This is a genomic window from Microcoleus sp. B9-D4 (assembly GCF_036705105.1).
In the GTDB taxonomy this organism is placed as follows: Bacteria; Cyanobacteriota; Cyanobacteriia; order Cyanobacteriales; family Microcoleaceae; genus Microcoleus.
The window spans coordinates 31,822-48,656 of sequence record NZ_JAUBTS010000024.1 but is presented as its reverse complement, the minus strand read 5'-3'; the positions used below and the strand labels follow the sequence as shown (position 1 = coordinate 48,656).

The following is a 16,835-nucleotide window of genomic DNA, read 5'->3' as shown; positions in this document are numbered from 1 at the left end:
TATCAAAGTTATAAATTTTCATATTAGCGATCGCTTTTTTAAAGCTTTCATGTTCTTCGCCTTTCTTCTAAAATTTTTGCTGTCATAGGTATCACCATCCTACTTGAATATTACTAGCCCCTACCCAGCACAAACCAGGCAGGGGCATTCACTCACATTCTAACTTAATGAACTAGCTCGATCGCCCTTTTAGTCAACGCCTCAGCAGTCAACCCATTAAACGCCATCAACTGACCAGCACTAGCAGTAGTTTCCCCCCGCTTCCAAGCGAAAGTATCCCGCTTGCAATTGCTGCGGAGCATCACAGGTTCCAACATCCCAGAAGCACCGCCTGTCACGCCAATTAAGGCATCTCCGCCAAACAATTCGGCAAATTTCTCATCGCTCAAAAAGCCGCCGTCAGCTTCCGAACAAGTATCCCAAGCAACATCGCTAGCACGGTACAAACGCCGGGGATTCACAACAGAAACAATCCGCACTCCAATCCCTTCTGTTTCCAAAAATGCCGCCGCTTCAAACACTGGCATTAACGTCATGTCGCCGACAACTGCAAACACAACTGTCTTATCTCCTGCTATTTCGTGCAGCACTATTCCACCGTCTTGCAAACCTTGGCGAGTCTGTTCAAAAGTAGTGCGAATTGGCAGTGGCGACTTGCTTGCAGTAATCACAACTCCCTTATTTTTAGCAGTCAAAGCCCACTCGTAACAAGCTTGAATGCTGTTAGCATCCGGTGGAAACAAAGGAAACACATTTCCGTTCCGCATCATCGCCGCAAAATAAGCCTCAATTTCCGGTCTCTGGTGCGTCCAACCGTTGCGGCCTTGTTCCAATGCACCCGCTGTAAATAAGGTGACAGTTGCGGGAGTTGGACGGCGCAATTCTGCCATTGCTTGGGTTACAGTTTGCCAAATTGGTAAACCGTTGATGGCAAAAGATTCGTAGGAACACCACAAACTCCGCGCTCCGAATAGCGATAAACCTACGGCTAAACCGGCGCAAGCATCTTCGCTCAAAGGTTCGTAAACTTGACCGTTGGGCGATTGATTGTACAGGTCATCTGTCGTAGGGTGAATAATTTTGAGAGCTTGGTTGATGTTGGCAATTGCCGATGCTTCATTGCCGTCAGCATTAGTGACAAGAAAAGTACGATCGCGCTCGCCGACTTTCCCTACCAAACGTCCCATTGCTGTTGTCGAAATCTTCGGTTCTCCCCCAACTGCAAATTCTTCCAAAGGCAATTCGCCTAAATCTGCCAGCGGCAAGGTAAACTCAGTAACAACTGTTTTCGCCGCCGGCCCGCCGCCCGCACGCTCGCAATTTGTCCGCACCAATTGCCAAGCAGCAGCAGTTAAAGCGCGCTCTTTTAAAGCACTGACAATGTGCGGTGCATCCAGCGTATCTTTCGGATAAAGGTTGTGAGATTTTGCTCCGCGCGCGTGGACGCCGGCACCTTTCAACTGTTTGATAATAAACGCAGTTAATTTGCCGCCGAGAGCAGATTTTGCCGCTTTGTCAACTCCTTGTAAAACAGCTTTGGTAAATGCCATCCGCTGTTCGATCGAAAAAGCAGTGCTGTCCACATAATCTTCCGGTTGATTTTTATCGTCAAATTCCTTAGCATCAACTAAGATAACTTCTTCAAAACCGTTACCTTGCCAATAAGCAATCATTTCAGCATTAGTTTTAGTCGAAACCATGCTGTGATGTTCCTGAGAATATCCGTTCCAAACTAACACTGGCAAAAAGTTAGTAGCTTTGGGATAAGCAGTGTGGAAATGCGCCATGCTGCTCATCGGATAAGGTTCGCCCATGCCGCCGTCGCCCATTGTGAAAGCAAACAGTTTGTCGGGGTGCAAAAGTGCTCCAGCCATTGCGAAATGCTGCCCTTGTCCGAGGGGGCCTGCCGGTGCTAAAAGGCCGGGAATGAAACCGGAAAGATGTCCTAATAAACCGTCTTTTTCTCGGAATTTATCGCGTACTTGCTGCACGTTGAAAATTCCCATATCCTCCAAAGATCGATCGAGAAACATGGCGCTGTAAAAGCCGGGCGCGTGATGGCCGACTTCGGTGACAATGTTCTTGTGTCCGAGCATCACCAAAGCTGCATAGGCCTCAGCTTGGCTAGCGAACCCCCCTGGATGTCCCGATGCCTTACTGGCGGTGACTTGCAGCGTCAGGTACCGCAGGGCGTCTGCTCCCAGCATCGTTTGAAAGACGGCGACGGGATCGGCAGGATCGGCGATCGACTTGCTCCCCTGGGCGATCGCAGGTGTTTTCCCATAAGTATCAAAACCAGGGACTGTTTCAGAAAAATATTGAATGCCTTCGCAAAAAGCGGGCGTTGTTGACTTTGCCTGCGGGGTCGTTGCTGTCATGCTTGATACCTGAAAAATTTGAGTTAGATTAATGTAAGAGTAATTTTATAGCTTCCGTGTTCCAAAAAATCATGAGTTCTATTATGTTAATGATAAATAAGTAAAATCTCTCAAATTTTCAGCTAATAAGTAGTTGTTTGAGACCCCCGACTTTTTTAATAAGTCGGGGGTCTGTGTTTACCCATTACTAATCCCTCTAAAATCTCCAATCGCCAATCTAAAATTGTTCCAGCCGTTCCCGGACATCGATATACAGCACAGTACCGCTTTCAGAAAGAGAAGGCACAGCCTTTTGATTCCGCAGCCAAACAAAAAAACTGCTTAGTGCAGGAGTCGGATCTTGATCGCGGCGCAGCGTGTAGATCAAACCTTCGCAAGGCCCATTAACGCGGCTAGTCGTGCAAATCGCTTGCTGGTTATTTACCATACCCACAGTCACATAATTTAGCTGTTTATTTCGGTTATAATTCTCAAGGCGCTGAGTCACTTGTTGGCAGCGAGTTAGAGGATCGTAACCCGAACTAGAAAAGAAATTAGAATTCCAGCGAATCCAAGGCTCCCTGAACCCTTGCGGATTTTGATACACAGTCACCGGCTCGCCCGTGGAGGTATCGCACACAAATCCTCCATAACCCAGATTCGGTTGGTTTTGACCAGAGGCGCTACTGATAGAAAGATTGCTGAGAATATCCAAGCCGTTACGCTTGTTTTGTGAAAGCAACTCCCTAAAAGCATCGATCGGGATTGCCGCGTTCAACCCCGTTTTTATCTCTTCAATCTGACCATTCCACTGACTCCTAATTGTGCCAACAGTATCCCCCTGGCCGTGAATTCCTACCACCCTGCCATCAGCATCAAATACAGGCCCGCCGCTCATCCCGCGCCTGGTTACAGCTTGGTAGCGCAGACGATACCCTGATGAGGCGCTGCCCAAGCGAGAAGAGATGATACCAGTAGTAAACTCAAGTTTTCGTTCAAATCCCGAAATTGGCAGCGGATAGCCAGAAACGTAAATAGCAGAACCCACAACAGCACGTTCTGACTCGCCCATTGGTGCTACTGGATACTGTTCTCGGCTCTGAAACTGTATCAAAGCCAAGTCTATATCCCTGTCATTTTTCGGTAGGCGCTGTATTCTAATCGCAGCATAATCCTTTTCCAAATGAGTGCGAATACTGTATTTTTGAGCGAGGCTTGCCACCACATGATTAGCTGTCAGAACAGTGTAAATATTACCCTGTTTTGCAATAATTACTCCCGATCCACTAGCAAAAAAACCCAGCGTGTTGTTGACTTCCACGGTTGTCAACGTCGCTAGCTGGGCAATTTCTTCTGCTGTTTTGGCACAGGCAGCATATTGTTGGCTAACAACCGCCGTCACTGTTAATGCACCTGTCAAGATGATTGTCAGCGCGTCAAACCGCAAACTCCACACATTCATCGATAACTCCCTAGATGAAACGAGGCGAACTGCCAATATATACTAATCGGAATTCCCCAACTGGATTTAACCATTTTCTCCAATAATTCCGCTGTTGATTCACTTCCATCTTCAAAAGCATAGACGCCAAAATTTGGCTCTCGATACTTGCCCCTACCGTTAATCCCAATCAAGAAACCTTTGGCATTAAAAATCGGGTCGCGACTCATACCGATTTTAACCTCATTTGTATAGCCCAACCTATAACCTTGAGGCAAAGATTTGAGTAGCAGCACCGAAACGAAGCCCGCGTCAATCGATTTTAGATTTTAGATTTTAGATTTTAGAGGCGACCCCACGGATAAATGCTCTTTCTTGAGGATTTTCGATTTTCGATTTTGGATTGACTTGCGCGAGATAAATCACGTGGCGGGTACCACCTTTGAAATTCGTGGTCAGCGAAACTCCCAACCTCAGCACCTGCAGGAAAGCCCACTGCCAGCATTGCCTCAGACACCGATCCGGGTTCAAGGATAAATAGTGCTAGTTTATACTCGATAGCGCCACGAAACAGAACGATCGCCAGATCGGTATTGCCCAGCCGCCTCAGAACTCCTAGCAGTGGGTGGAGGAGGCCGTCATCGGTGACAAGTCCGATCGCCACAACCTGCCAGTTAGTAAGCACTCTACAGGTTTGACCCTGGTTCTGGGACGATCGTCCCAGAACCAGGAGACATTCCCGTCGGGCTGCGTACCGCTGTTTGATGCGCCAAATTTTCCACCTCAATCCTTGGAATTGGCGATCGGATGGAAAATTTGCCAATCTTTCAGCCTGTCGGAACGGTGGGGAAAAGGGGGCAGTTGCACGCCATCAACAGTGTTTTCCCCTAGCTTTTCGCTGACATCAATGTAAGGAATTTTACTGGTTTCATCAAAAGAGGGCATCCCGACATATCCTTGGCGCCAAGCCAACAAATTATACAAAGAGCCGATCGGGTCTTGGCCGGGTCTGAGGGTATAAATCAAATTTTGACACCGCCCATTGACTTGATTCGCCGTGCAGATGACGTTCTGGCCGTTCATTTGGCCCGCAGTAATGTACTTAAGCATTCGTTGGCGGCGATAGGTTTCGAGGCGTTGACTCACTAATTGACACCGAGTTGCCGGATCGTAGCCAGAACCGGAGAAATAATCGGAAGTCCACTCAATCCAAGGCTCTACAGCACCTTGAGGGTTTTTGTACACCGTCACCGGCGCACCGGTCGAGGTGTTGCACCAAAATCCACTTTCCCCCGGTGCTCCCCGACCGTAACTCGGTCCAGAAGCAACCGTCATGCCACTGAGGGCGATCGCTGTTGCCACCAAAACTTTTGTCAATAATTGCTGTTTCATGATTTTTTCCCTGTGTTTTATGAGATTCGGCACAAAAATCACCGAATGCTGCGATAACACCCTTGACACGCTTGTTCGTTACAACTCCGCTGACTTGGAAATTATGTTCTTCGCGACTTGACCAGAAACCAGTTTTTTTTACGAAAACACTTCGTTGCAGCCCTTATGCCTGGTTAAAAAACCCGGTTTTTTTGCTCTTGATGCGTAAGTTTTGATATTGTTCGCGACTTGCACGTTTCCTCTAACGGCGATTTCGGCGCTGTTAAAAAAAGCGCTCCGAAGCCGACATTAAAATGCGCGCGCCAGTCGGAATTCTGTCCTCATTACTACTAATCCAGCTCGGGCTGTCGCAAACCGGAAAGAGGCTCTTTACCTCAGATATTGGAATGGCTCGAATTGCAAGGGTACATCACACCTAGTGACACGATATTTGATATCACTTACGTGCTCGGTCGCGAGCTTGATCTGCTGAGACAGGTAGAATCCTGGGTTACTGCACTGAGGGGTAAAACCCATCTTGCTGGAGCTAACACTAAAATCCAGGTATTAAAAAGAACTCTTAACTTGTTTTCATCTCCGTACTGCGGGAAATACTTCTAAGTGAGTGTAATCAGGGTCTAAGTGCTTTCTACCACCAAAATTCACCCTCCATACACTGACGTTTAGTGGAGTATTAAAAACTATGAACCGTATCTGCAAACAGTTAGGATATTTAGGCGTTTGGTTAATTTTGATAGGCGGTAGCGGTTGTTCTAGCTCAGATGCAGCTACCTCAACCGAAAACCAGAGCCAACTCTCCCGAAGCGCCCCTCCGTTCCAACACCTACAGCTAACGGGAAATCAAATTGAGGCTCGATCGAGTCAATTAACGCAGCCTTCTAACTCTGTTGCCTTAGTTTTAGGCAGTGCGGCCGTCTCAGAGAATACTGTCACCGTTACCGTGTATAAGGTAGACAATCTGTGTCAAACTCTGAAGCCGGAAACAGTGACAGGCCCAGACAACCAGTTAATGTCATTGGCTGTTAATGAAGTGTTAAAGCAGCAGATTTTTGATAGTCTTGGTTTGGTTGGTTATCGGCTCAGTATGGATCGCAGCCGGGGAATAGCTACCGTGGATCTGCGAGCCTCCGGAAATTCGCGGCAGAAATTGCAAAATCTGTCGAGTTGTCAGATGTTAGGTTTGTTCGGCGGCGTGCGCCAAACTTTAACCAGTTATGCTCCTTGGCAAATCAAAACTGTGCGTTTTACAGAGCTTGGAGAGGACATTTTGAACACGGTTAAAGAATAAGCTATTAAAATTATTGGAGATGGGACTTACGCAATTTTCCCCTTAAAAACAAGGGTTGGGAGGGATTGAATAAACCTTCAAACCCTTTGAGGTTTTTTGATGCTGCTAAGTCCTGTGACCAAAACCCCGGTAATTCCTATGACACTACCTAACGGCCCCACAGATCCACCCTTTGTGCAGCTAATTCAATGGATCGGCGATCCGCTGACATACATGGATAAATGTGCCAAACAATACGGCGACATTTTCACAGCTCAAGTGAACAACGGGAAACCATTGGTGATGATCCACCACCCGCAAGCTGTCCAGGAGATGCTCAACAGCAACGCGTTTCACGCTCCAGGCTGCCTGAATAATATTCTCAAACCCATGCTGGGAGAACAATCCATGATTATGCTCTCAGGAGAAAGGCACAAACGCGAGCGCCAATTATTGATGCCGCCCTTTCACGGGGAACGGATGCGGAACTACGGCCAACTAATTTGCGATATCGCTCAAGATGTTGCCAGCAAATGGTCGGTCGATCGACCTTTTGTAGCCCGCAGCGCTATGCAGGAAGTCACCATGCGGGTAATCTTGCAAGCTGTCTTCGGCCTCGATGACGGGCCGCGGTTACAAAAACTCAGGCCACTACTTGCCTCATTCGTGGATATGACTGGTTCTCCGTTGCGATCGAGCATACTGTTTTTCGGCTGGATGCAGCAAGATTGGGGTTCTTGGAGTCCTTGGGGACGCATGAAACAGCGGCAGCGGAAAGTTAACGCTCTGATCGACGGGGAAATTGAAGAACGCAGACTACAACCAGACGCCAGCCGCACCGACATTCTCAGCTTAATGATGGCCGCCCGCGACGAAAACGGGCAACCAATGACCAATGAAGAATTGCGCGACGAGTTGATGACGCTGCTGTTTGCAGGCCACGAAACCACAGCAACGGCCCTAGCTTGGGCGTTTTACTGGATTCACAGTTTGCCCTCGGTGCGCCAGAAGTTGCTGCAAGAATTGGACAGTTTGGGGGAAAATCCCGACCCGATGGAGATTTTCCGCTTACCTTACCTGAGTGCAGTTTGTCAGGAGACGCTGCGAATTTACCCGGTGGGAATGCTGACATTTGCGCGAGAAGTGCTCACGCCCGTGGAACTGATGGGACATCAACTCGAACCGGGCACGGTTGTCATCGGCTCGATTTATTTGACCCACAGACGGGAGGATTTGTATCCAGAACCGCTGCAATTTAAACCGGAACGGTTTTTGGAGAGGCAATTCTCGCCTTATGAGTATTTGCCCTTTGGAGGCGGCAGCCGCCGCTGTATCGGCTTGGCGCTGGCGCAGTTGGAGATGAAACTCGTGCTGGCAACCATTTTGCGGGATTTCGACCTAGTATTGGCCGAGAAAAAGCCCGTACAGGCCAAACGCCGAGGGGTGACTTTAGGGCCTGCCGGCGGCGTGCGGATGGCCCTGCTGGGGCGGCGGATGCCGCAGCAGAAGCCTGAACCTGTTGTTAGTGGGGTTTAAAGTCGCAGCAGTTGCAGCGGGCGATCGAACTTTGGGCTTTGAGTGCAAACAATTTAGCGAGAATGTGCGATCGTCCGCAAATGCCACCATTTTTTGTAGCACCTGCTACAGATAAACAGCTAGAATCCTTAACCTGTAAGCCTCCCCCCTCTCAATTTTCAAATTCTCAGTCTAAAATAATAGGAGCCTTGCAAACACAGCCTGAAAGCAAAAGTGGGTGATTGCAATAGTCCTCTTGATATCTCAAAAGCCTCCCTGCCATACTTTAAAAACATATGCATACCCTGTTATTCAGCAAGGTCGGAAGCGTGTTGGCATTGCCAGCAATCTTCCGGCCTCTTTATTTTTTGCGGTACTTGAGGCATTGGAGACAAGATGCAGAAGGCCAAGCAAAAGTATAAATTCTCCCCCTGTCCCCATCTGCCCCTCTCCCCAATCTAGAGCTTCTGCCTCTAATTCCAATAGAATCCGACAGCAAGTTTAAGGAATCACTAAGGAATAATTAATAACTTGTTAAATCAGCTCCTTTTGCCCTTCTCTCAATCTTCAGTTTTCAGAAATTCCGATACCGAGACAGACTTCGGGAGACTCTCCAGATCTTGAATTTCGCTTTCGTGGGCAAAAAACTCGACTTCTTTGTCGTCAATCTGGATTTGATAGCTAGCGGTAGCTGTCACAACCCGTCGCTTTTTTTTATCTTCTATTAAAACCCAACACACGACAGGTCTTACCCATCTCTCAACGTGCTGGCTTTGCTTGGTACTCCCAAAGGCATACCAGCCTTTAGCTTCAATAATTTGAAGCACTTTAAAATCGTTATTTGCCATATATCTCTATCGCGTTAACTTCAGTATTCTTCTTAGATAGAACGGCTAGCTTGCTAAGCATGGCAAAGGTTTGACCATCCCAAGCCTCACTTGATAACCTGATTTTTTGTCAGGGGAAGCGGGTTGACAAGGCCTTGTCTGCGTTGTTGCCTGCTAAATGTAGTGCGAGCTTTTTGTACTCTCCCACAATTACCGTAAAGTATCTATACCGCATCATCAAAAATTATTCTCGCATTAGCCTCAACCGCAGCCAACTAGACCTTAGCTAGCTGCATCTAAGTGGATGCTAACTGCTTCTAACGCCTGGTTGGTGAGAGCGATCGGCATACAATCCTGTTAAGACTTTTTGCGGCAATCAACTATCATCTTTACCCGATGGGGTAAAACTTAACTAGAGGTTGCCGCTTTCAATTCTAAGCCTCGGCGCGCCTAATTCCTAATTAATTGTATGGTGTAGTTGATAATTGCCAAACCGTCGATCGCACTCAACAGCCGTGTCTAACTCTTCGATTACCATCACCGTTAAACTGTTCGCCGCCTTCGGTGAAGCCTACGGCGTTTCGGAACTTACATTAGAACTTCCTCCCGAAACCCCAGTGTCTCAAGTGCTCGAAAGCTCGATCGCCCAATATCCTCAATTAGAACAATGGCGCGATCGCACCCGCTTCGGCCTCAACCTGGAATTCGTCTCCCCCGACACCATCCTCCAAGACGGCGACGAAGTTGTCCTCATCCCTCCCGTCAGCGGCGGGTAGGCTAAGTTGGTTAATCTGAAATGTTGCACCATTCTCAATAAGCTTTTTAGGAACAGGCAAGATGCCTGTTCCACAAAGAATTTCTCGCTTAACAGGCAAGATGCCTGTTAAGCGAGAATGGTGCAACATCTCAGTTAATCAAAATTTCGAGGTTTTGTAGTTGTGTTCGATCGCACCACTGCCCAATTCTTAGCCCAAAAAAGATTTATTAAGTTTTGTAACAATTCCGTCGGTAAATCATCCTGGATCTCGATCGGGCTTGCGTGCGGGCCTGACAATCTGGATTAAGAGCCAGATCGTGAAAACAACTCAAATCCTTGTGGTGTGGGCGTCCCGCCCGCCCAAATATCAAAGTTAAATACACCACTCTTTAATTGAATTTAATTGAAAAATCAATCCCGACTAAAAAAATCGGGTATGGTTGACGCACTAATTTGAGCGTGGTATTCTGCGAAAAGAATTAACAAACATCGCAAAACTAGAGAGTTGAGCTATGACCCAGGCCACCAGAACACAATCCACAGCAGCAACCTTCACAGCCCTTAAATGTAAAGAATGCGGTGAAGAGTACGAACTCCAAGCCAAGCACGTCTGCGATTGCTGTTTTGGCCCGCTTGAAGTCAAGTACGACTACGACGCCATCCGCCGCACCGTCACTCGCCAAACCATCGAAGCCGGCCCCAACTCGATCTGGCGCTACCGCGCATTTTTACCAGTCGCTACAGATAACGTCATCGATGTCGGCACGGGGATGACTCCTCTATTAAAATCCCACCGCTTGGCGCGCCGCCTCGGTCTAAAAAATCTTTATATTAAAAACGATGCCGTCAATATGCCCACTCTCAGCTTTAAAGACAGAGTGGTGTCAGTCGCCCTCAGCAGAGCCAGAGAATTGGGTTTCACAACGGTATCCTGTGCCAGCACCGGCAATTTAGCTAACTCCACCGCTGCGATCGCCGCCCACGCCGGACTCGACTGCGTAGTCTTCATCCCCTCCGACTTAGAAGCAGGCAAAGTCCTCGGCACTCTGATTTACAATCCAACTGTCATGGCAGTTCACGGCAACTACGACCAAGTTAACCGCCTCTGTTGCGAAGTCGCCAATACACATGGCTGGGGATTTGTCAATATCAACTTGCGTCCCTACTATTCCGAAGGCTCAAAAACCCTCGGTTACGAAGTTGCCGAACAGCTAGGCTGGCAATTGCCCGATCACATCGTCGCTCCCCTCGCCTCCGGCTCTTTGTTCACAAAAATTTACAAAGGTTTTCAAGAATTCACCGAAGTCGGTTTAGTTGATGAAAAGAAAGTCCGGTTCAGCGGCGCCCAAGCTGACGGCTGTTCCCCCATCGCCCAAGCCTTCCGCGAAGGCCGTGATTTCGTCAAACCGGTGAAACCGAATACAATTGCTAAGTCGATCGCGATCGGCAATCCAGCCGACGGTATGTACGCCTTGGAAATCGCCCGCAAAACAGGCGGCAACATTGAATCCGTCAGCGACACCGAAATCATCGAAGGCATGAAACTGCTAGCAGAAACTGAAGGCATATTCACAGAAACAGCAGGTGGCACGACCATCGCAGTCTTGAAGAAGCTCGTAGAAGCAGGTAAAATCAATCCCGATGAAACCACCGTCGTTTACATCACCGGCAACGGTTTGAAAACGCAAGAAGCTGTTCAAGGCTACATCGGCGAACCCATCACCCTCGAACCGAAACTAGAAGCGTTCGAGCGCGCCCTAGAACGCGCCCGCACCCTCGAACGCTTAGAATGGCAACAAGTTTCGGTTTAATAAATAGTCATTAGTCATCAGTCATTAGTCATTAGTTATTAGTTATTAAGCTGTTGACTACTGACTGAGGACTACTGATTAATAGTCATCAGTCATTAGTCATTAGTTATTAGTTATTAAGCTACTGACTACTGACTACTGACTAAGGACTACTGACTACTGACTAAGGACTACTGACTACTGACTACTGACTAAGGACTAAGGACTAAAAAAATGACCGTCAAAGTTTTAATTCCCACTCCCCTGCAAAAATTTACCAACAATCAAGCCACCATCGAATGCGCCGGCGATAACATTTCCGAACTAATTGAATCGCTGGAAACCAATTGTCCCGGCATCAAAAAAAGCCTGTGCGACGAAAAGGGAGAACCCCGCAGATTTCTCAACTTCTACGTCAACAGCGAAGACATCCGCTTTTTGGATGGTTCAAAAACAGCCCTCCAAGATGGCGATGAAGTCAGCATTGTTCCTGCTGTTGCTGGTGGCTGATTAATTTTTAACCGCAGATTGAGGCAGACGAACGCAAATGAACGCAGATAGTTATTTAAATCTATCTGCGTTCATTTGCGTTTTATGAAATCAAATGTATGTTTGTAGTAGCGCTTGGGTACTCAAGCGCTACTACAAACCTAAAACTTATTTCTTTGTTCGCAGTGCGTCAGAGAATTATCGCACTAGGAAGCTGCCCTTGCGGCAGTCCGGGGACGGCGCCGGCCAGTCACCTGATTGGCAGGAGATGGCAAGGATGGGGATGATGGCGATGATGGCGATGATGGAGAGGGCGATGATGGCGATGATAATAGCTTAGGTGCTTCCAGGGAACCTGGAGATACTGCTGCTTTTTCCGATCGCACTGCTTCTTCAGGAATCTGCATCAGGAATACCAGCAGCGGATTGCTTTGCAGTTCCCGGCGCATCACTCGCTGAATAGCTTTTTCTATTTGCGTTTGAACTCCTACCCAGTCAACATCAACTTGTGAGTCAGCAGTGGCGGGTTTGACAAATTCTGACCAGCGATCGCTCAAAACTGTTTCAATGGTTTGAGTGATTAATCCGATCACCTCTGCGCGATCGGCTGATGTCACTACACCTTTCAAGTGTACTTCTGGTTTGGCAACTAATTTGCCTTCCCAATTCAAAGCCGCCGCTACCGTTACAACGCCATCTCCGGCTAACTGCTGACGTTCCTTGAGGACGCTAGCTTTGACCACGCCCGATCGAGAAGCATCTACCAATTCAATTCCTGAAGGCACTTGGCCAGCAACTCGCATCGAATTTTCAGTTAATTCTACGACATCGCCGTTATCAATAACCACCATATTGCTAGCGGGAATGCCCATGCTTTGAGCCGTCTTGGAGTGCTGGATCAGCATCCGATGTTCCCCGTGCACTGGTAAGAAGAACTTGGGACGAGTCATGTTAATCATTAACTTTTGGTCTTCTTGACAACCGTGACCCGAAACGTGAATGCCTTTGTCGCGGCCGTAAACCACGTGTGCTCCCAGCATCATCAGTTTATCGATCGTGTTTACCACTGCGATCGTATTTCCGGGAATCGGATTAGCCGAGAAAATGACTGTATCGCCCTTTCTGATTTTCAGTTCGTGATGTTCGCCGTTAGCAATGCGAGTCATCGCCGCCATCGGTTCGCCTTGGGAACCTGTAGTTAAAATCAGTACCTTGTCTTCAGCCAAATTGCGGATTTCTTTCAGCGGTTTGAAAATACTATCTTCGCATTTGATGTAGCCGAGATTGCGGCAGTGGGCGATGACGTTAAGCATCGACCGGCCAACCACTCCGACATACCGATTGTTTTTCTTAGCCAAGTCCAAAACAATTTGCAATCGGTGTACCGACGAAGCAAAAGTCGTCAGCAGCACTCTTCCCGGTGCTTGAGCGATAATTCTGTCTAAATTCGGCGCCACAGAACTTTCCGAAGCCGTAAAACCGGGAACTTCCGAGTTAGTAGAATCGCTAATCAAGCACAACACGCCTCTTTCGCCGTACTCCGCCAGCTTTTGCAAATCAAAATGCTCGCCGTCTACAGGAGTGTGGTCAATTTTAAAGTCTCCGGTGTGGATCACAATTCCCACGGGAGTGTGAATTGCCACAGTAAAACTGTCGGCCATCGAGTGAGTGTTGCGGATGTATTCGACTAAGAAATTCTTGCCAATTCTGACAGTATCCCTGGGTCGAACCGTTCTCAATTCAGTACGGTGAGACACTCCGGCTTCTTCGAGTTTTCCTGCTAGCAAAGCCATCGCCAAACGGGGGCCGTAAATGACCGGAATTTCAAATTGTTTGAGGTGATAAGGGATACCGCCTATGTGGTCTTCGTGACCGTGAGTCACGATCATACCTTTAATTTTGTGGCTGTTTTCCCGCAGGTAAGTCATGTCTGGAAGGACAATATTTACCCCGTGCATTCCATCTGTCGGGAACGCTAAACCGGCATCTAAAAGAATGATTTCGTCGCCGTACTCGAACACACAAGTGTTTTTACCGATTTCGTGCAGCCCGCCGAGGGGAATAACTTTTAGAGCAGATGCAGTTGTATTTTTGATCATGCGTATCCTTTGTTAGTTATTTTTGTTATTGGTCTGTTAACTGTTGACTGTTGACTGTTGACTGTTGACTGTTGTCTGTCGTCTGTCGCCTACTGTCTATACCTCTCCAATAATCCCTGTGGAACAGGCATCCTGCCTGTTCAAGACAAGCTTTTTGGGAGGTTTTTATCTGTTGTTCGTTGATGGGGGCGATTTTTTCCAAGATATTTGTGGAAAACTCCCCTACGGGGTTTTACTATCCCCTACAGTCAGTTGTCTTTTGCCTTCAGTCTTTAATCCTCAGTCTTTACTTTTTGACTGTTAGCTAATTACTAACAGTTAATTACTAATGACTAATGACTAACAACTAATGACTTATCACAACCAATATTCAGTTGTCTGAAAACTCGTTCTCGCTCGTCTAGCTAGCTGATACTGCTGCTAGCTGACTCAGTACGTCCTTTAACTTTTGAGTTACCTCAACGGGCGGATCGCACAGGGGCGGACGGGTGGAGCCTACATCCCAGCCTTGAAGTTTGAGAGCTGTCTTGACGGGAATGGGATTTGTGGTGAGAAAAAGAGCTTTAAACAGGTCAAAAAGTTGCAAGTGAATCTGGGTAGCGACTTGAACTTGACCGGCCTCGAAAGCTTTGATCATCTGTTGTAGTTGCTCTCCTACCAGATGGCTGGCTACGCTAACTACACCAGATCCTCCTACCGCCAACATTGGCAAAGTTAGGGAATCATCTCCAGAATAGATGGCAAATTCAGGGGATGTCAAGCACCGAATTTGACTTGCTTGATCCAAGTTGCCACTTGCTTCTTTTACGGCCACAATGTTGGGGATTTGGGCCAATCTAGCCACCGTCTCGGGCAACATATTCTGACCAGTGCGACCGGGGATGTTATATAACATTATAGGCAATTCTGGAGCAGATTGCGCGATCGCCCGAAAATGATTATATAAACCTTCTTGCGGCGGCTTGTTGTAATAAGGAACCACCTGCAAACAACCATCTAACCCTAGTTTAGCTGCTTTTTGGGTAGCTGCTACTGCTTCTGAAGTAGAATTCGATCCGGCTCCTGCGATTACCAACGCCTTACCGGCCACCGCCTTTTGTACCACCTGAAATAATTCGTACTCTTCATCCCAGGTCATAGTGGGAGACTCGCCTGTAGTGCCGCACACTACCAAGCTATCTGTACCGCGATCGGCTAAATGAACTGCCAATTGTTCTGCTACCGCATAGTTAACGCTGCCGTCTTCCTTAAACGGCGTAATCATTGCAGTCAGAACCCGTCCAAACTTTACCACACTTTCTCCGATTTTAGACTGTTGATTTTTGATTTTAAATTTTTGATTTCAGATGAACGGTTTATCTAAAATCCCCAATTTGAATTTCCAAATTGCCAGGGTTGCCCCTAATTAGAAGCCACCGCCGCTTGGGTTCGCAACAAATTTTTTTCTACCAGCAACTCAGCTATCTGCACCGCATTTAAAGCCGCCCCTTTGCGAATTTGATCGCCAGAGAGCCACATCTCCAACCCGCAGGGGTGAGAAATATCTTGGCGAATCCTGCCAACTAACACCTCATCCTTACCGCTGGCTTCTGCGGGCATCGGGAAATAATTAGCTTGCCAGTCTTCTACCAGCTTAACCCCGCTTGCCTGCTTTAAGATTTCCCTGGCCTCGATCGCGCTAAAAGGCTCTGCAAACTCTAGATTAATTGCTTCCGAATGAGCGCGCAGTACGGGAACCCGCACACAAGTTGCCGTAATTTTAATCTCGTCCGTACCAAATATCTTCCGAGTTTCGTTTACCATTTTCATCTCTTCTTCACAATACCCTAAATCATTAATCGGGGTGTTGTGCGGAAACAAATTAAATGCTAAGGGGTAGGGAAATATATCTGTTTTGGGAGTTTCCCCCTGCAAAATTGCTCTTGCTTGAGCCTTCATTTCCTCCATTGCCCTCGCCCCCGCCCCGCTGGCAGACTGGTAAGTCGCTACCACTATGCGCTGTATGGGCCTAACTTTGTGAAGTGGCCAAACCGCAACTGCCATCAAAATAGTCGTGCAGTTGGGATTAGCAATTATACCTCGGTGAGCAGCCGCCGCTTGGGGATTGACTTCTGGAACCACTAGCGGTACCGTCGCATCCATGCGGAAGGCGCTAGAATTATCAATTACCACTGCTCCGGCTGCCACCGCTTGCGGAGCCCATAATTTAGAAGTAGAGCCGCCGGCAGAGGCGAGCACCAAATCTACATTATCAAACGATCGCGCCGAAACTGCTTCGACCGGCAGCATCTCGCCCCCAAAAGGCAAGGTAGTGCCTGCTGAACGTTCCGAAGCCAGCAGCTTCAAGTGAGAAATCGGAAAACTCCGGCTGTGCAATAGTTCTAGCAACTCGGCACCGACTGCGCCGGTAGCTCCTAAAATGGCAACTCGATAGGATTGAGACAAATTAGTTTCCTCCACAAATTATAGTTTCAACGATCGAAATCAAAAATTTAAATAACTGCAATTCTCAATATCAAACTTAATTAATGTTATGCGACATCAGGAGCATGAGAGGATGGCAATGGTGCAGTTAACCTAAAAGGGCGATCGAACTTCCCGATCGATCCGGGCGATCGTACCCAATGCCAGTTTAGCATCTTTTGTCGCTCGCCCACGCCCAATCCGCATCCGGTTAAGTTTTGCGATATATCTGTATTTTCGCAGGCGCATCCATTGACTTTGACTGGCCGCAGAGGCCGGCAAGATTGACATCACAGGGCGATATGTGCTATGGTGCATCGGCAATTAGTGGACTTAACCTCCACATTCCTAGCAGCAAAAGCTAGTATCCTCAAACCAAAACTATTTGGCAAGAGCCAAAAAAGTAGCCGGCAATGACTTACAGTCTCATCCGGTAAA

Annotated in this window: 15 protein-coding genes; 5 read left to right on the top strand and 10 right to left on the bottom strand. The window is 47.8% G+C overall.

Annotated features, from left to right (window positions below; translation table 11 throughout):
- Positions 1-164: 164 nt before the first annotated feature.
- From QUB24_RS16475 to QUB24_RS16455, 5 genes are all read right to left on the bottom strand, one after another.
- Positions 165-2,378 carry a phosphoketolase gene (locus QUB24_RS16475; RefSeq protein WP_333154241.1) on the bottom strand — a complete coding sequence of 738 codons (2,214 nt, stop codon included), beginning with the start codon at positions 2,376-2,378 and terminating at the stop codon, positions 165-167.
- Positions 2,379-2,595: 217 nt separating this feature from the next.
- Positions 2,596-3,819 (bottom strand): COP23 domain-containing protein, encoded by a 1,224-nt coding sequence (locus tag QUB24_RS16470; RefSeq protein ID WP_333154240.1) that lies wholly within the window; start codon positions 3,817-3,819, stop codon positions 2,596-2,598.
- Entirely contained in the window at positions 3,816-4,028 is a 213-nt protein-coding gene (locus tag QUB24_RS16465; protein ID WP_333154239.1) for a hypothetical protein, read from the bottom strand. Before QUB24_RS16465 ends, QUB24_RS16470 begins: the two co-directional genes overlap by 4 nt.
- 113 nt (positions 4,029-4,141) lie before the next feature.
- Positions 4,142-4,621 (bottom strand): hypothetical protein, encoded by a 480-nt coding sequence (locus QUB24_RS16460; RefSeq protein WP_333154238.1) that lies wholly within the window; start codon positions 4,619-4,621, stop codon positions 4,142-4,144.
- Complete coding sequence (locus tag QUB24_RS16455) at positions 4,582-5,190, bottom strand: COP23 domain-containing protein (RefSeq protein ID WP_333154237.1); 609 nt, start codon at positions 5,188-5,190, stop codon at positions 4,582-4,584. Before QUB24_RS16455 ends, QUB24_RS16460 begins: the two co-directional genes overlap by 40 nt.
- Before the next feature lie 682 nt (positions 5,191-5,872).
- Between QUB24_RS16455 and QUB24_RS16450 the strand changes: the two genes are divergently transcribed.
- Positions 5,873-6,478, top strand: a complete 606-nt coding sequence (locus QUB24_RS16450; protein ID WP_333154236.1) for a hypothetical protein — start codon at positions 5,873-5,875, stop codon at positions 6,476-6,478.
- Positions 6,479-6,616: 138 nt separating this feature from the next.
- A complete protein-coding gene (locus tag QUB24_RS16445) occupies positions 6,617-7,993 on the top strand; it encodes a cytochrome P450 (RefSeq protein WP_333154234.1) in 1,377 nt (458 codons plus the stop codon).
- Positions 7,994-8,532: 539 nt separating this feature from the next.
- Here QUB24_RS16445 and QUB24_RS16440 read toward each other — a convergent pair.
- Positions 8,533-8,820, bottom strand: coding sequence for a hypothetical protein (locus tag QUB24_RS16440; protein WP_006632921.1), 288 nt, complete (start codon positions 8,818-8,820; stop codon positions 8,533-8,535).
- Positions 8,821-9,314: 494 nt separating this feature from the next.
- On the opposite strand from QUB24_RS16440, the gene QUB24_RS16435 reads away from it, so the two are divergent.
- The 3 genes from QUB24_RS16435 to QUB24_RS16425 all read left to right on the top strand — a co-directional run bounded on the left by QUB24_RS16435 (position 9,315) and on the right by QUB24_RS16425 (position 11,856).
- Positions 9,315-9,575, top strand: a complete 261-nt coding sequence (locus QUB24_RS16435; protein ID WP_015179186.1) for a MoaD/ThiS family protein — start codon at positions 9,315-9,317, stop codon at positions 9,573-9,575.
- 493 nt (positions 9,576-10,068) lie between these two features.
- Positions 10,069-11,367 carry a threonine synthase gene (gene thrC / locus QUB24_RS16430; protein WP_333154232.1) on the top strand — a complete coding sequence of 433 codons (1,299 nt, stop codon included), beginning with the start codon at positions 10,069-10,071 and terminating at the stop codon, positions 11,365-11,367.
- Positions 11,368-11,580: 213 nt separating this feature from the next.
- Positions 11,581-11,856, top strand: coding sequence for a MoaD/ThiS family protein (locus QUB24_RS16425; protein ID WP_006632924.1), 276 nt, complete (start codon positions 11,581-11,583; stop codon positions 11,854-11,856).
- Between the two features lie 185 nt (positions 11,857-12,041).
- Here the strand turns inward: QUB24_RS16425 and QUB24_RS16420 are convergent, their stop codons facing one another.
- From QUB24_RS16420 to QUB24_RS16405, 4 genes are all read right to left on the bottom strand, one after another.
- Positions 12,042-13,934, bottom strand: coding sequence for a ribonuclease J (locus QUB24_RS16420; RefSeq protein WP_333154231.1), 1,893 nt, complete (start codon positions 13,932-13,934; stop codon positions 12,042-12,044).
- 400 nt (positions 13,935-14,334) lie between these two features.
- Complete coding sequence (gene dapA / locus QUB24_RS16415; RefSeq protein WP_333054761.1) at positions 14,335-15,228, bottom strand: 4-hydroxy-tetrahydrodipicolinate synthase; 894 nt, start codon at positions 15,226-15,228, stop codon at positions 14,335-14,337.
- A 107-nt stretch (positions 15,229-15,335) separates the two neighbouring features.
- On the bottom strand, positions 15,336-16,379 hold the full coding sequence (locus tag QUB24_RS16410) for an aspartate-semialdehyde dehydrogenase (RefSeq protein WP_333154229.1): 1,044 nt from the start codon (positions 16,377-16,379) through the stop codon (positions 15,336-15,338).
- 132 nt (positions 16,380-16,511) lie between these two features.
- Positions 16,512-16,715 carry a hypothetical protein gene (locus QUB24_RS16405; RefSeq protein ID WP_333154228.1) on the bottom strand — a complete coding sequence of 68 codons (204 nt, stop codon included), beginning with the start codon at positions 16,713-16,715 and terminating at the stop codon, positions 16,512-16,514.
- Between the last annotated feature and the right edge of the window lie 120 nt (positions 16,716-16,835).

Excerpts from the sequence above, each read along its gene's own strand:
- QUB24_RS16475 (WP_333154241.1), bottom strand. The coding sequence starts at position 2,378 with ATGACAGCAACGACCCCGCAGGCAAAGTCAACAACGCCCGCTTTTTGC.
- QUB24_RS16470 (WP_333154240.1), bottom strand. The coding sequence starts at position 3,819 with ATGAATGTGTGGAGTTTGCGGTTTGACGCGCTGACAATCATCTTGACA.
- QUB24_RS16465 (WP_333154239.1), bottom strand. The coding sequence starts at position 4,028 with ATGAGTCGCGACCCGATTTTTAATGCCAAAGGTTTCTTGATTGGGATT.
- QUB24_RS16455 (WP_333154237.1), bottom strand. The coding sequence starts at position 5,190 with ATGAAACAGCAATTATTGACAAAAGTTTTGGTGGCAACAGCGATCGCC.
- QUB24_RS16450 (WP_333154236.1), top strand. The coding sequence starts at position 5,873 with ATGAACCGTATCTGCAAACAGTTAGGATATTTAGGCGTTTGGTTAATT.
- QUB24_RS16445 (WP_333154234.1), top strand. The coding sequence starts at position 6,617 with ATGACACTACCTAACGGCCCCACAGATCCACCCTTTGTGCAGCTAATT.
- QUB24_RS16440 (WP_006632921.1), bottom strand. The coding sequence starts at position 8,820 with ATGGCAAATAACGATTTTAAAGTGCTTCAAATTATTGAAGCTAAAGGC.
- thrC (WP_333154232.1), top strand. The coding sequence starts at position 10,069 with ATGACCCAGGCCACCAGAACACAATCCACAGCAGCAACCTTCACAGCC.
- QUB24_RS16425 (WP_006632924.1), top strand. The coding sequence starts at position 11,581 with ATGACCGTCAAAGTTTTAATTCCCACTCCCCTGCAAAAATTTACCAAC.
- QUB24_RS16420 (WP_333154231.1), bottom strand. The coding sequence starts at position 13,934 with ATGATCAAAAATACAACTGCATCTGCTCTAAAAGTTATTCCCCTCGGC.
- QUB24_RS16405 (WP_333154228.1), bottom strand. The coding sequence starts at position 16,715 with ATGCACCATAGCACATATCGCCCTGTGATGTCAATCTTGCCGGCCTCT.